This window comes from Streptomyces sp. NBC_00683, assembly GCF_036226745.1.
Lineage (GTDB): Bacteria > Actinomycetota > Actinomycetes > Streptomycetales > Streptomycetaceae > Streptomyces.
In genome coordinates this window covers 2,539,717-2,554,630 of the sequence record NZ_CP109013.1, presented here as the reverse complement: position 1 = coordinate 2,554,630, position 14,914 = coordinate 2,539,717, and the positions used below count along the sequence as shown (strand labels likewise).

At 72.1% G+C, this 14,914-nt stretch carries 10 protein-coding genes; 8 read left to right on the top strand and 2 right to left on the bottom strand.

The window, feature by feature from the left end; all coding sequences use genetic code 11:
* The first annotated feature begins 46 nt into the window (after positions 1–46).
* Positions 47–1,876, top strand: coding sequence for a chitinase (locus OG257_RS11065; protein ID WP_329206883.1), 1,830 nt, complete (start codon positions 47–49; stop codon positions 1,874–1,876).
* On the opposite strand, the gene OG257_RS11060 is transcribed toward OG257_RS11065, so the two are convergent.
* A complete protein-coding gene (locus OG257_RS11060) occupies positions 1,827–2,645 on the bottom strand; it encodes a phosphatase PAP2 family protein (protein WP_329206881.1) in 819 nt (272 codons plus the stop codon). The genes OG257_RS11065 and OG257_RS11060 overlap by 50 nt on opposite strands.
* A gap of 150 nt (positions 2,646–2,795) precedes the next feature.
* On the bottom strand, positions 2,796–4,136 hold the full coding sequence (gabT, locus tag OG257_RS11055) for a 4-aminobutyrate--2-oxoglutarate transaminase (protein ID WP_329206880.1): 1,341 nt from the start codon (positions 4,134–4,136) through the stop codon (positions 2,796–2,798).
* Between the two features lie 245 nt (positions 4,137–4,381).
* Here gabT and OG257_RS11050 point away from each other — a divergent pair, with 245 nt between their 5' ends.
* The 7 genes from OG257_RS11050 to OG257_RS11020 all read left to right on the top strand — a co-directional run bounded on the left by OG257_RS11050 (position 4,382) and on the right by OG257_RS11020 (position 14,886).
* Positions 4,382–6,745, top strand: coding sequence for an ATP/GTP-binding protein (locus OG257_RS11050; RefSeq protein ID WP_329206878.1), 2,364 nt, complete (start codon positions 4,382–4,384; stop codon positions 6,743–6,745).
* A gap of 109 nt (positions 6,746–6,854) precedes the next feature.
* Positions 6,855–8,444 (top strand): PucR family transcriptional regulator, encoded by a 1,590-nt coding sequence (locus OG257_RS11045; RefSeq protein WP_329206876.1) that lies wholly within the window; start codon positions 6,855–6,857, stop codon positions 8,442–8,444.
* 171 nt (positions 8,445–8,615) lie between these two features.
* Positions 8,616–10,061, top strand: a complete 1,446-nt coding sequence (locus OG257_RS11040) for an aldehyde dehydrogenase family protein (RefSeq protein ID WP_329206875.1) — start codon at positions 8,616–8,618, stop codon at positions 10,059–10,061.
* Between the two features lie 185 nt (positions 10,062–10,246).
* Positions 10,247–12,193 carry an acyl-CoA dehydrogenase family protein gene (locus tag OG257_RS11035; protein ID WP_329206874.1) on the top strand — a complete coding sequence of 649 codons (1,947 nt, stop codon included), beginning with the start codon at positions 10,247–10,249 and terminating at the stop codon, positions 12,191–12,193.
* A gap of 81 nt (positions 12,194–12,274) precedes the next feature.
* Positions 12,275–13,513: a 3-phosphoshikimate 1-carboxyvinyltransferase gene (gene aroA / locus OG257_RS11030; RefSeq protein ID WP_329206873.1), complete on the top strand. Its 1,239-nt coding sequence runs from the start codon at positions 12,275–12,277 to the stop codon at positions 13,511–13,513.
* A gap of 47 nt (positions 13,514–13,560) precedes the next feature.
* Positions 13,561–14,055, top strand: coding sequence for a nucleotidyltransferase domain-containing protein (locus tag OG257_RS11025; protein ID WP_329206872.1), 495 nt, complete (start codon positions 13,561–13,563; stop codon positions 14,053–14,055).
* A gap of 138 nt (positions 14,056–14,193) precedes the next feature.
* Positions 14,194–14,886, top strand: a complete 693-nt coding sequence (locus OG257_RS11020; RefSeq protein WP_329206870.1) for a hypothetical protein — start codon at positions 14,194–14,196, stop codon at positions 14,884–14,886.
* Positions 14,887–14,914: the final 28 nt, after the last annotated feature.

Below are 14,914 nucleotides of genomic sequence, written 5' to 3'. Positions count from 1 at the left end.
ATGTTGTGCGCGGCCCCACTCAATTCCCCCCTGCACGGAGGCTGTTGTGGAACGCACCGGACCACCCGCCCGATTCTCCGGACTTCTTGCTGCCTTCTCGGCCGCCCTGCTCGCCGCCGGGGGGCTCGTCGCCTCGGCGCCGGCCGCCGGTGCGGCCGACGCGGATCTGGCGCGCAACGGCGGCTTCGAGGCGGGCCTGGACGGCTGGAGCTGTACGGGCGGCAGCGGAGCCGTCGTCAGCACGCCCGTACACGGCGGCACTTCCGCGCTGAAGGCGACACCGGCCGGCAGCGACAACGCCAAGTGCTCCCAGACCGTCACGGTGAAGCCCGACTCCACGTACACGCTGAGTGCGTGGGTGCAGGGCAGCTACGTGTACCTCGGCGCCTCCGGCACCGGGACCACCGACGTCTCCACCTGGACCCAGTCCGCCGGCGCGTACACGAAGCTCACCACCACGTTCAGGACCGGCGCCGCGACCACCTCGGTCAGCGTCTACACCCACGGCTGGTACGGCACCCCGGCCTACTACGCCGACGACCTCACCCTCGTCGGCCCCGGCGGCGAACCCGTCGTCGTGCCCGCCGCGCCCACCGGACTGACGGCCGGTACGGCCACCGCGTCCGCCGTTCCGCTGTCCTGGACCGCCTCCGCCGGAGCCACCGGCTACAACGTCTACCGGGGCGGGACGAAGGTACTCAGCGTCTCCGGTACCTCGGCGACCGTGACGGGGCTGGCCGCGTCGACCGCGTACAGCTTCCAGGTCACCGCGGTCAACGCCGCGGGAGAGTCCGCGAAGTCCGCCGCCGTGAGCGCCACCACGACCGCCGGCGGCGGCGGGGGAGGCGGGAACGGGGACCTCCCCGCCCACGCACTCGTCGGCTATCTGCACTCCAGCTTCGCCAACGGCTCCGGCTACACCCGGATGGCCGATGTGCCCGACTCGTGGGACGTCATCAACCTCGCCTTCGGCGAGCCGACGTCCGTCACCTCCGGCGACATCCGCTTCTCGCTCTGCCCGGCCGCCGAGTGCCCCGGGGTGGAGTCCGAGGCGGAGTTCAAGGCCGCCATCAAGGCCAAGCAGGCCGCCGGCAAGAAGGTGCTGATCTCCATCGGCGGCCAGAACGGTCAGGTGCAGCTCGCCTCCACCGCCGCGCGTGACACCTTCGTCACCTCCGTGTCCAAGATCATCGACACCTACGGGCTCGACGGCCTGGACATCGACTTCGAGGGCCACTCGCTCTCGCTGAACACCGGGGACACCGACTTCCGCAGCCCGACGAGCCCCGTCATCGTCAACCTGATCTCCGCGGTGAAGTCCCTCAAGGCCAAGTACGGCGCCGACTTCGTCCTCACCATGGCCCCCGAGACCTTCTTCGTGCAGCTCGGCTACCAGTACTACGGCTCCGGCCCCTGGGGCGGCCAGGACCCGCGCGCCGGCGCCTACATCCCGGTCATCCACGCCCTGCGCGACGACCTCACCCTGCTGCACGTCCAGGACTACAACTCGGGCTCCATCATGGGCCTGGACAACCAGTACCACTCGATGGGCGGCGCCGACTTCCACATCGCCATGACCGACATGCTGCTCACCGGCTTCCCGGTCGCGGGCGACCAGACCAAGGTCTTCCCGGCCCTGCGCCCCGAGCAGGTCGCCTTCGGCCTCCCGGCCTCCACCCAGGCGGGCAACGGCCACACCTCGCCCGCCGAGGTCACCAAGGCGCTGAACTGCCTGACGAAGAAGACCGACTGTGGCTCGTACCAGACCCACGGCACCTGGTCCGGGCTGCGCGGGCTGATGACGTGGTCCATCAACTGGGACCGCTTCAACAACTGGGAGTTCCAGAAGAACTTCGACGCCTACTTCGGAAGCTGACCTCCCGCAGCACCAGCAGCAGTACCGCGCTCAGGCACCAGCTGGCGAACACGTCCAGCGGCCAGTGGTAGCCGCGCAGCACCAGACCGATGCTCGTCGCCGCCGTCATCAGGACGGCGGCGACGAGCATCATCCATGAACGGCGCACGTACGGCGCGAGCAGCAGGGCCGCGGCCCCGTACGCCACCGCCGCCGTGGCCGTGTGGCCCGAGGGGTAGTAGCCGGTCGCCTCGGTCAGCGGCCCCTGGCGGTCGGTCCACAGCTTGAGGGGAACGACCAGCACGGGTACCGCCGCCATGACCGCCACGGCGCACAGCGCGGCACGACGGTCACGACGGAACCAGGCGAAGACGACCGCGCACGCCAGCACCGGCACGGCGACCTGCATGTTGCCGAGATCGGCGAAGAAGTCGGAGAGCCGGGCGGAACCCCGTCCGGCCAGCGCCAGACCGGCCCGTTCGTCGGGTCCGAGCAGGGGGCCGTCGGCCACGACCTGCCAGGTGACCAGTGCGAAGAGCGCCAGCAGCGCCGACACCCGGTAAACGAGAAGAACCGGCCACCGGGGAACAGGGGGGATTGTTCCGAGGTGGCCGGTCGGATCGGTTTGCCGCGCGCCCCGGGGGGTGTGGGGCGAGCGGCCATCCGATCGGTGAGGAGTTCCGGAGCCAGAAGCTCCAGTGGTGTGCGCCAGGGCACGACCGGGTCGGCACTGGGGGAGCCCCGGCCCGGCATCGCCCGCAGTCCCCTGCGGGCGGGGTGTTTCTCTCATCTGCGGAAACCGTACGTCAGAGGAAGGGGGGACCGATAGCGCCAACGTTATCCCGCCATGGCCCCCGCACACCTTCTTCACAGGCCCACACGCGGGCCCAGGCCATCCCCGCCGAAATCGCCTCGCGGCGGCCGGCCGGCCCGCACGGGATCAGAGCGTGGCGAACGCCTGCTCGATGATGTCCAGGCCCTCGTTCAGCAGGTCCTCACCGATGACGAGCGGCGGCAGGAAGCGCAGGACGTTGCCGTACGTGCCACAGGTCAGCACCAGCAGGCCCTCGGCGTGGCAGGCCTTGGCCAGCGCCGCCGCGGCTGCCGCGTCGGGGTCCTTCGTGCCCGACTTCACGAGCTCGATCGCGATCATCGCGCCACGGCCCCGGATGTCACCGATGATGTCGCCGTTCGGGAGCTTGGACTGCAGCTCGGCCAGACGGCCCTTCATGACCTCCTCGATGCGCCTGGCCTTCCCGTTCAGGTCCAGCTCACGCATCGTCTCGATGGCGCCGAGCGCACCCGCGCAGGCCACCGGGTTGCCGCCGTACGTGCCACCGAGGCCGCCGGCGTGCGCGGCGTCCATGATCTCGGCGCGACCGGTCACCGCCGAGAGCGGCAGGCCGCCCGCGATGCCCTTGGCCGTGGTGATCAGGTCGGGGACGATGCCCTCGTCCTCACAGGCGAACCACTGGCCGGTGCGGCAGAAGCCGGACTGGATCTCGTCCGCGACGAAGACGATGCCGTTGTCCTTCGCGAACTGCGCGATCGCCGGGAGGAAGCCCTTGGCCGGCTCGATGAAACCGCCCTCGCCCAGGACCGGCTCGATGATGATCGCCGCGACGTTGTCCGCGCCGATCTGCTTGGTGATCTCGTCGATGGCCTGCGCGGACGCCTCGGCACCCGCGTTCTCGGCGCCGGTCGGCCAGCGGTAGCCGTACGCCACCGGGACGCGGTAGACCTCGGGCGCGAACGGACCGAAGCCCTGCTTGTACGGCATGTTCTTCGCGGTCAGCGCCATCGTGAGGTTCGTCCGGCCGTGGTAGCCGTGGTCGAACACGACGACCGCGGTGCGCTTGGTGTAGGCGCGGGCGATCTTCACGGCGTTCTCGACGGCCTCGGCGCCCGAGTTGAACAGCGCCGACTTCTTCGCGTGGTCGCCCGGCGTCAGCTCGGCGAGCTGCTCGCAGACCTCGACGTAGCCCTCGTACGGCGTGACCATGAAACAGGTGTGGGTGAAGTCGGCGAGCTGCGCGGTGGCGCGGCGCACGACCGCCTCGGCCGATGCGCCCACGGACGTCACGGCGATACCGGAACCGAAGTCGATCAGCCGGTTGCCGTCCACGTCCTCGATGATCCCGCCGCCCGCCCTGGCGGTGAACACCGGCAGCGTGGAGCCCACGCCCGCGGCGACGGCAGCGACGCGGCGAGCCTGCAGCTCGACCGACTTCGGGCCGGGAATGGCAGTGACGACGCGGCGCTCCTGCGGAATGTCGGACATGCGGGGCTCCTGGGGGTGTTTCGGACGCTTCTCTTTCTGCAGGCTAGGGGCGGGGGCGGGCGGCAGGCATGCTCCGATCGGGAGCACTGGGGGCGTGTCCTTGTCCGCGGCGGACAGATGGCCTTCAGGGCATGCTGTGCCGCCCCGACCTGTGCCATCCGGCCGGGTTGCTGAACTCCCCGTGTCCTGGCACTAGATTGACCGGTGCAGAAGGCGGGACGTGGCTGGTCAGGGGGCAGCGGTTCATGGACACCGAAGGCACGTACGGCAAACGGGGTACGAGCGCGGACCGGGTGCCCCGCCCGGCGGGACCACCACCGTCCGCTCCACCGCCTCCCGCGCACGCCCCTGTCGCCGCCGGCCCCTCGCTGGCGGAGTGGCTGCGCACCCCCCGCCCCGTACGGGAACCGGGTGTCTGGCGCTACGGACACACCCCGCGCCCGCCCGAGAAGCCGGAGGGCGTCCCGGACCGCTCGCTGGTGGCCGGGGTTCTGATCTCGGTGCTGTGCGGGCTCCTCCTGTGGTCCCTGTGGCGCAACGGCTACATCCCCTACCGGCTGGTCCCCCTGAAGCTCTTCACCCCGGGCGACTGGTGGTACGCGGGAACGTTCGGCGGACCCAGGACGGTCGAGGGCGCCGACGCCCTCACCGTCTACGAGGCCGTCCTCTTCGGACTCCTTGTCTACGGGTGCGGGCGTCTGGGGAACTGGTCCGAGATCTTCCGGCGTCATGTCGCCGGGCGCGGGCAGCCCTTCCTCGCCGTGGTGACGGCCGTTGCCGCGGGGGTCGCGCAGCTCCTGGTGTGGAAGGACGCCGTGCCCGTCGTCAGGCCGGTGCTCGTCCTCGTCGCCTCGGTCGCGGGCGGCGAGATCTACCAGAGCCAGGCCGTGGTGAACGTGATCTACACCCTGATCACCCTCGCGGTCCTCTGGCCGTTCGCCCGCCTCGGGAACTGGCGCGAGACGGCCGCCGAGCGCCTCAGGGGCCGCTCCGGCACCGCGGCCCCCGTCCCGGCGGCCCCCGCCGCACCCCCGGACGCCACCACCCCCGAACAGTGGCCGGAACTGCGCGCGGCAGGACAGACCGACGCGGCAGAGACACTCGCGGCCGAGGTGCGCACCGGCCGGATGAACGACGTCGACGTCGCGCGTCTGCGCCACGCCTGGACCGTGGGCCGGACGCACGCCGACCGGGTCGCCGCACTCACCGAGGCCGTCCTGCGCACCGGCGGAGCCGCGGCGCTCCACCCGTCCGGCGCCCGCGACCTGCCGCAGCGCACCGCACGCCACGATCTGCTCACCGGCCAGGTCCGCATCGGCAGCTGCGCCGACGACCCGCACAACCCCTACGCGCGCCGCGGCTCGGGCGTCGCCCTGGAACCCGCACTGCTCGGCACCTCGCTCCTCGCGGTCGGACCGCCGGGAGCCGGGAAGTCCGCCCGGCTGGTGCGCCCGGTCGTGGAGTCGCTCGCCCTCCAGGCACTCGCCGGACGGGCGGCCGTACTCGCGGTCGGCCCGGCCGGGGGACAGCTCGGCCCCGACGACGCGTACGACGTCGTCGTGCGGATCGGCGACGCCGCATCCGTCCACGACTTCGATCTGTACGGCGGCACGACCGACCCCGACGAGGCCGCGGGAGTGCTCGCGGAAGGGCTCGTCGGCGACGTCACCAACCTGGACAGCAGGCGCGCCGCCACGGTGCTGGCCCAGCTGCTCGGCCCCTACCGGGCCGTCCACGGGCACTTTCCCGGGGTGCCCGCACTCAGGGAACTCCTCGACGGGGACCTGTCCGCGATCGGCACGCTGCGGGACGCCCTGTCGGCCGGCGGTCACCACGCGATGCTGCGCGAACTCGAGACCCGCGCGCGCCAGAAGGGCGGAGCCGGAGACCCGGCGCCGGTGCTCGCCGACCGGATCGCGTTGCTCGACCGGCCCGCGTTCGCCCCGTTCTTCGCCACCGGTGACGGCGCCCGCCCCTTTTCGCTGCGCTCCCTGGAACACCTTCCGCTGCGGGTCAGGATCGATCTGCCGGAGCGTGCGCACGCCGAGGCCTCGCGGCTCCTCGCCCGGCTCGTCCTCGCCCAGTTCAACGCGATCGCCGCCGCCCGCACGGACCACTCGCTCTTCGTCTGCCTGGTACTGGACGACGCCACGCACACCGTCACCACCGAGACCGTCAGGGGCGTCCGGCGGCTGCGGTCGGTCAACGCGGGAGCCGTCCTCACCCTGCGTACCGTCGACGACGTACCCGAGGGGCTGCACACCGCGCTGCTCGGCGCGGTCGGCTGCTGCATGGCCTTCTCCGGCGTCACCACCTGGGACGGCAAACGCTTCGCGGAGGTCTGGGGCAAGGAGTGGGTGGAGACCCGCGAGGTCGCCCAGCACGCGGTCTTCGCCGACCAGCCGTTCACCCGCGCGCTGCACGGTCTGCGGAAACTGGTCACCGGCAAGGCCGTGACCAGGGACGCCGTGACGGTCAGGCGCGTCGAACGGGAGCGCTGGTCGGCGTCCGAGCTGGCCTACTCGCTGCCCTCCGGACACGCCGTCCTGTCCCTGACGACAGTCGACGGCGAACACGCCCCGCCCCTGCTGGTCGAGCTCGGACGCTGAGGGTGCGGGCCGGGGGCAAGCGGTTACGGGAAACCTGCCGCCCTGGCAGAATCGATTGCGGCCGTCTGTACGGGACGGCGCAATCGACTCCCAGAGGTCCGGCGATCCCATGCCCCCCACTCTCGCCTCGCTCGTCCAGCACTCCGCGCTCAAGCTCACGGTCCGGGCAGGGGCGGGCCGGCTCGACACGCCGGTGCGCTGGGCGCATGCCAGCGAGCTCGCCGACCCCGTGCCGTACATGGACGGCGGCGAACTCCTCCTCGTCACCGCCACGAACCTCGACGCCGAGGACCCCGAGACCATGCGCAGGTACGTCCAGCGCCTGGCCGGCGCCGGCGTCGCCGGGATCGGCTTCGCCGTCGGCGTCACCTACGAGGACATTCCCGACGCCCTCGTCGCCGCCGCCGACGAATCCGGGCTGCCGCTCCTCGAAGTTCCCCGCCGCACGCCGTTCATCGCCATCAGCAAGGCCGTGTCGGCGGCGATCGCCGCCGACCAGTACAGGGCCGTCACCGCGGGCTTCGAGGCCCAGCGGGAGCTGACCCGGGCCGCACTCGCCGGGGACGGCCCGGGAGAACTCCTGACCCGCCTCGCCGCGTACGTCGACGGCTGGGCGGCCCTGTACGACACCTCCGGCGCGGTCGTCGCCGCGGCGCCCGACTGGGCTGCCCGCCGCGCCGCCCGGCTCACGCCCGACGTCGAGCGCCTCCGGGACCGTCCCGCCCCGGCCAGCGCCGTCGTCGGAGACACCGACGACCGGGTCGAGCTCCAGTCGCTGGGCACCGGCCGCCGCACCCGCGGCGCGCTGGCCGTCGGCACGGGGGCCGCGCTCGGCACGGCCGAGCGCTACGCGGTGCACTCCGCGGTCGCCCTGCTGACACTCACCACGGCCCGCTCCCGCTCGCTCCAGGGCGCGGAGCAGCGCCTCGGCGCTGCGGTCCTGCGCATGCTGCTGGCCGGGCAGCCCGACCACGCCCGTGCTGTCGCCGGCGACCTGTACGGGGGCCTGCTCGACGCCCCCTTCCGGCTGCTCATCGCGGAGGCCTTCACCCCGTCGGCCCCCTCCGCCCCCGTCGCCACCGAGCTGCTCGCCGAGACGATGGAGGCCGCGGCGGCCCGGTCGGGCGAGGCGCTGCTGATGGTCCCCGAGGGCGAACGGGTCGTGGTGCTGGCCGCGGACGGCGGCGCCGCGGTCACCGCGTGCGCCGCGCATGCCGGGACGCAGGACGAGCGCCCGGCGCACGAGCCGGGGAAGGAGGAGGGCGACGTCGTCGTCGGACTGTCCGCCCCCTGCGGCCCCATCGCCGTCGCCGCCGCGTACAAGCAGGCCGAACAGGCGCTCTCGGTCGCCCGCCGCAGAGGCAGGGCCCTGGTCGAGCACGAGGAGCTCGCCGCCGGCTCCGTCCTGCCGCTCCTGGCCGACGACGCGGTACGGGCCTTCGCCGACGGGATGCTGCGCCCCCTGTACGAACACGACGCGAAGGGCCGGGGCGACCTGGTCGCCTCGCTGCAGGCCTGGCTCTCCCGGCACGGCCAGTGGGACGCCGCCGCCGCGGACCTGGGCGTCCACCGCCACACACTGCGGTACCGGATGCGCCGGGTGGAGGAGATCCTGGGCCGCTCCCTGGACGATCCGGACGTCCGGATGGAGCTGTGGCTGGCCCTGAAGACGACAGCCGCATCGTCCGGGACCCAGTAGCGGGCAGAGGACCGCGGCCGCCCGGCTCCGACAATCCGGAGCATCGCCCCTCCGGTCCGCTCCACGCCGGACAAACGTCATCGGAGCCCGGCCGACCTACGGTGGGGCCAGGAGGGTGCCTCCGCGGTGCCCGCGACCTCCCGTTCACACCCCTGAAGGGCCGGAACCGCCATGACTTCCACCCACGCCTTCTGGCTGGCCGGCCGCCAGGCCACCGGCGAGGACAGCTTCGACGTCACCAACCCCTGGGACGGCCGTCTCGTCGGCACGGTCAGCGTGCCGACCGACGCCCAGGTCGAGGAGGCCGTCGCCGCCGCGCACGCCGTGCGCGACGAGTTCGCCGCCACCCCGGCGCACGTGCGGGCAGCGGCGCTCGACCATGTGGTGCGGCGCCTGACGGAGCGCACCGAGGAGATCGCCCAGCTGATCTCCGGAGAGAACGGCAAGCCCATCAAGTGGGCCCGCGGCGAGGTCGGCCGTGCCGTCTCCGTGTTCCGGTTCGCCGCCGAGGAGGCCCGCCGCTTCAACGGCGGCGACGCCCAGCGGCTGGACACGGACGCCGGCGGGACCGGCCGTCTCGCACTGACCCGGCGCTTCCCGCGCGGTCCCGTCCTCGGCATCGCGCCCTTCAACTTCCCGCTCAACCTGAGCGCCCACAAGGTCGCCCCGGCCATCGCCGTCGGCGCGCCGATCATCCTCAAGCCCGCCCCGGCCACCCCCATCTCGTCCCTGATCCTGGGCGAGCTGCTGGCCGAGACGGACCTCCCGGCCGGTTCCTGGTCCGTCCTGCCCGTGCCGAACGACCGGATGCCCGCCCTGGTCAAGGACGAGCGGCTGCCCGTGATCTCCTTCACCGGCTCCGGCCCGGTCGGTTACTCGATCATGGAGTCGGTGCCGCGCAAGCACTGCACCCTGGAACTCGGCGGCAACGGCGCGGCCGTCGTCCTCGGCGACTACGCCTCCGAGGAGGACCTGGACTGGGCCGCGACCCGTATCGCGACCTTCTCCAACTACCAGGGCGGCCAGTCCTGCATCTCGGTGCAGCGCGTCATCGCCGACTCCTCCGTGTACGACCGCCTCGTCCCGAAGATCGTCACGGCCGTCGAGGCCCTCGTGACGGGCGACCCCTCGGACGCGGCCACGGACGTCGGCCCGCTCGTCGACGAGAACGCCGCCCGCCGGGTCGAGTCCTGGGTCGACGAGGCCGTCGAGGCGGGCGCCCAGCTGCTCACCGGCGGCAAGCGTGACGGTGCCACCTACGCCCCGACGGTCCTCACCGACCTTCCCGGCACGTCGAAGATCGCCTGCGAAGAGGTCTTCGGCCCCGTCCTGTCCGTACAGCGGACCGAGGGCGAGGCAGAGGCCTTCGCCGCCGTGAACGCCTCCAAGTACGGCCTGCAGGCTGGCGTCTTCACGCACGACCTGCAGACCGCGTTCCGCGCCCACCGCGCCCTGGAGGTGGGCGGCGTGGTCATCGGCGACGTCCCCTCCTACCGCGCCGACCAGATGCCGTACGGCGGCGCCAAGCAGTCCGGCGTGGGCCGCGAGGGCGTCCGCTACGCGATGGACGACTACACCTACGAGCGGGTCCTGGTCCTCACTGGCCTGGCCCTGTAGCCCGCGCGTGAGTCAGGAACCGGCCGGAGCCCGCTGTGCGGGGGCTCCGGCCGGTTCCGTAGCCGCCGGGAGCCGGCCGCAGGGGTGGTGGGGGTGGCGTGGATCGGGTACATACGGACGAGTAGTACCGATCGGTATGCGTACGTCCCGACCATCGACCCGACTCGCGGCGAGGTGAGCTCCTCATGTCCGCCCCATCCGACATTCCCCAGGCCCCCAAGGTCACCGAGCGTGAAGCACGGCAGGTGGCCGAGGCCGCCCGCGAACAGGACTGGCGCAAGCCGAGCTTCGCCAAGGAACTCTTCCTCGGTCGCTTCCGGCTGGACCTGATCCATCCGCACCCCCTGCCCGCCGCAGACGACGTACGGCGCGGCGAGGCCTTCCTCGCCCGGCTGCGCGAGTTCTGCGAGACCGGGATCGACGGGGCGCTCATCGAGAGGGAGGCCAGGATCCCCGACGAGGTCGTCAACGGCCTCAAGGAACTCGGCGCCCTCGGTATGAAGATCGAGCCCAAGTACGGCGGCCTGGGACTGACCCAGGTCTACTACAACAAGGCGCTCGCCCTGGTCGGTTCCGCCAGCCCCTCGCTCGGCGCGCTGCTCTCCGCCCACCAGTCCATCGGCGTACCGCAGCCGCTGAAGATGTTCGGCACCCAGGAGCAGAAGGACGCCTTCCTGCCCCGCCTGGCCAGTACGGACATCTCCGCGTTCCTCCTCACCGAACCCGACGTGGGCTCCGACCCGGCGAGGCTCGCGACCTCGGCCGTTCCCGACGGCGACGACTACGTCCTGGACGGCGTGAAGCTCTGGACGACCAACGGCGTCGTCGCCGACCTGCTCGTCGTGATGGCCCGCGTCCCGGAGTCCGAGGGCCACAAGGGCGGCATCACGGCCTTCGTCGTCGAGGCGGACTCCGAGGGCATCACCGTCGAGCACCGCAACGCCTTCATGGGCCTGCGTGGCATCGAGAACGGGGTGACCCGCTTCCACCGGGTCCGCGTGCCCGCCGCCAACCGGATCGGCCCCGAGGGCGCGGGGCTCAAGATCGCCCTGACCACGCTCAACACCGGACGCCTCTCGCTGCCCGCCATGTGCGTGGGCGTCGGGAAGTGGTCGCTGAAGATCGCCCGCGAATGGACGGCCGTGCGCGAGCAGTGGGGCCGGCCGGTCGCCCGGCACGAAGCGGTCGGCGCGAAGATCTCCTTCATCGCCGCCACCACGTTCGCGCTGGAGGCGGTCGTCGACCTCTCCTCGCAGATGGCCGACGAGAACCGCAACGACATCCGGATCGAAGCCGCACTGGCCAAGCTGTACGGCTCCGAGATGGGCTGGCTGATCTCCGACGAACTGGTCCAGATCCGCGGCGGGCGCGGCTTCGAGACCGCCGATTCGCTCGCGGCCCGCGGCGAACGCGCCGTCCCCGCCGAGCAGATGCTCCGCGACATGAGGATCAACCGGATCTTCGAGGGCTCCACGGAGATCATGCACCTGCTGATCGCCCGCGAGGCCGTCGACGCCCACCTCAAGGTCGCCGGCGACATCATCGACCCCGACAAGCCCCTCTCGGCCAAGGCGAAGGCGGGCGCCAACGCGGCGGGGTTCTACGCACGGTGGCTGCCGAAGCTCGTCAGCGGGCCGGGGCAGCTCCCCAGCGCGTACAGCGAGTTCAAGGTCCCGGGGCACCCGGACCTCTCCGCCCACCTCCGGTACGTCGAACGCTCCGCCCGCAAGCTCGCCCGCTCCACCTTCTACGCGATGTCCCGCTGGCAGGGCCGCATGGAGACCAAGCAGGGCTTCCTCGGCCGGATCGTCGACATCGGCGCCGAACTCTTCGCCATGAGCGCCGCCTGCGTCCGTGCCGAACACCTGCGCGTCAACGGCGACCACGGCCGCGAGGCCTACCAGCTCGCCGACGTCTTCTGCCGGCAGTCCCGCATCCGGGTCGAGGAACTCTTCACCCGGCTGTGGTCCAACACCGACGACATCGACCGGCGTGTGGTCGACGGAGTCCTGTCCGGTACGTACACCTGGCTGGAGGAGGGCGTCATCGACCCCAGCGGCGACGGCCCCTGGATCGCCGACGCCACCCCCGGCCCGGCCACCGGGGAGAACGTCCACCGCCCCATCCGCTGAACCGGCATCATCCCCGCGGGGCGCGTCCACTGCCTGGACGCGCCCCGCGGGTGCGCCCGCCGCACGGCAGGATGGGTGCCCGTGACCGTCATCCACATCCCCGGCTCCAAGTCCGTCACCGCCCGCGCCCTGTTCCTGGCCGCCGCGGCGGACGGCACCACCACCCTCCTGAGGCCCCTGCGCTCGGACGACACCGAAGGGTTCACCGAGGGGCTGACCCGCCTCGGATACGGGGTGACGCGCGAGCCGGACCGCTGGCGCATCGAGGGCCGCCCCTCCGGTCCCGCCGTCACCGAGGCAGAGGTCCACTGCCGCGACGGGGCAACCACCGCACGCTTCCTGCCGACGCTGGCCGCCGCCGCGGCCTCCGGCACCTACCGCTTCGACGCCTCCGCGCAGATGCGCCGGCGCCCCCTCGCCCCGCTCACCGAGGCCCTGCGCGCCCTCGGCGTCGACCTGCGCCACGAGGGCGCGGAGGGCCACCACCCGCTCCGCATCGAGGCGTCGGGGGTCAAGGGCGGTGAACTGACGCTGGACGCGGGGGAGTCGTCCCAGTACCTCACCGCCCTGCTCATGCTCGGACCGCTCACCGCCGAAGGGCTGCGGATCGACGTCACGGAGCTCGTGTCGGCGCCGTACATCGAGATCACCCTCTCGATGATGCGCAGCTTCGGCGTCGAGGTCGCCCGGGAGGGGAACACGTTCAGCGTCCCCCCGAGCGGCTACCGCGCCACCACGTACGCCGTCGAGCCCGACGCGTCCACCGCGAGCTACTTCTTCGCGGCCGCGGCTCTCACCGGCCGTGAGGTCACCGTTCCCGGTCTCGGGACGGAAGCGCTCCAGGGCGACCTGCGCTTCACCGACGTCCTGCGCCGCATGGGCGCCGAGGTGCGGACCACGGCCGACGCGACGACGGTCCGGTCCACCGGCACCCTGCGCGGTCTCACCGTCAACATGCGCGACATCTCCGACACGATGCCCACCCTGGCCGCGATCGCGCCGTTCGCCTCGTCGCCCGTACGGATCGAGGACGTCGCCAACACCCGGGTGAAGGAGTGCGACCGGCTGGAGGCGTGCGCGGCGAACCTGCGGCGGATGGGGATCACCGTGCACACCGGACACGACTGGATCGAGATCCACCCCGGCACCCCCCGTGCCACGGAGATCGCCACCCACGGCGACCACCGGATCGTGATGTCGTTCGCGGTCGCGGGGCTGCGCGCGCCCGGGATGAGTTACGACGACCCCGGCTGTGTACGCAAGACGTTCCCCGAATTCCACGAGGTGTTCGCGGAGTTCGCGGCAGACGGCGCCGGCTGACCGAAAAGGCCGTGCGCACGCGCGGCGGCGGCACCTACCCTGCCCGCATGATGTCCCGGAGCGATGTTCTGTCCACCCTGTCCCTGCTCCGACGGGCCGGGGCCGACGTGGTGATCGCGGGAGGCTGGGGCATCGACGCCCTGCTCGGCGAGGAGACCCGCGAGCACCGGGACCTCGACCTCCTGCACGTCCTGGAGCAGGAGCCCGCCGTCGTCGCGGCCCTGACCTCGGCCGGCTACGCCGAGACACTCGACTGGCGGCCCGCACGCTTCGTCCTCAGCCACCCCTCCGGGCTCGAGATCGACCTGCATCCGCTGGAGTTCGCCGCCGACGGCTCCGCGGTGCAGTCCTCGCTCGATCCGGCCGAGCCCTTTCGCTACCCCGCTTCCTGCTTCGTCACCGGCACCATCGGCACGACCACCGTGCGCTGCATCTCCGCGGAGCAGCAGGTGCTGTTCCACCAGGGGTACGAACCGGCCGACCGTGACGTCCGGGACATGGCGCTGCTGAGGAAGAAGTTCGGCATCGATACGCGAATCTGACCCCCGTATGCAGCACAATCGAGCCTCGGCGGCGGTCGGAGACATGATCGTCACCGCCAACGGGAGAGTGGGGCAGGGATGTTCGGGGCGGGAAACGGGCGGGCCGGATGGCGGAGTGCCGCAGCCGTGGGATGCGCGGTGGTGACGCTCCTCGGCGTCACCGGATGCGGCGACGGCGGTGACGACAAGGCCGGGAAGAGCCCCGCACCCTCGCGCTCCGCGGCCCCGGCCGCCGCGCTCACCGAGGCGCAGCTCGAGGCGGTCGCCCTCACCGACGGGGAGAAGGCGGGCGCCTACACCGCCAACGAGTACGCCCTCGACGGGCCTCTCGGCGACGGCTACACCGCCACCCCGGCCGTCTGCCAGCCGCTCGTCAGCCTCGCCGGTGACGTCAGCGACTACGACCCGGCCGCCCAGGTGCAGCGCAGGGTCGACGTCCACGAGGACATGCTCGGCGTCATGGTCGACGTGACCCTTCGCTCGTACGGTAACGGCGAAGCCGCGAAGGTCATGCGGTCCCTCCGCACGGCCGGCCGGGAATGTGCCGGGGGCCTGATGGAGGAGCGGGCCATCGCGCGGGCCAGGTACGTGAAGGTTGAACCCACCGGGCTGCCCGCCTTCGCGGGCGAGGCCGACGAGGCGAGTGCGTACCGCTTCACCATCCTCGACGTGAAGGACAAGGTGAAGCTGTACGAGTACCTCACCGTCGTACGGGTCGGCTCCACCACGCTCGCCTTCCGCGGGGAGATCCTCACCACCAAGGACATCGGCGGGGTTCCGCAGGACATCATGGCCGCCCAGTGGAAGAAATTCCGTGCCGGGCAGGCCTGAGTCACGCGCCGACGGGGACGCACTGTCC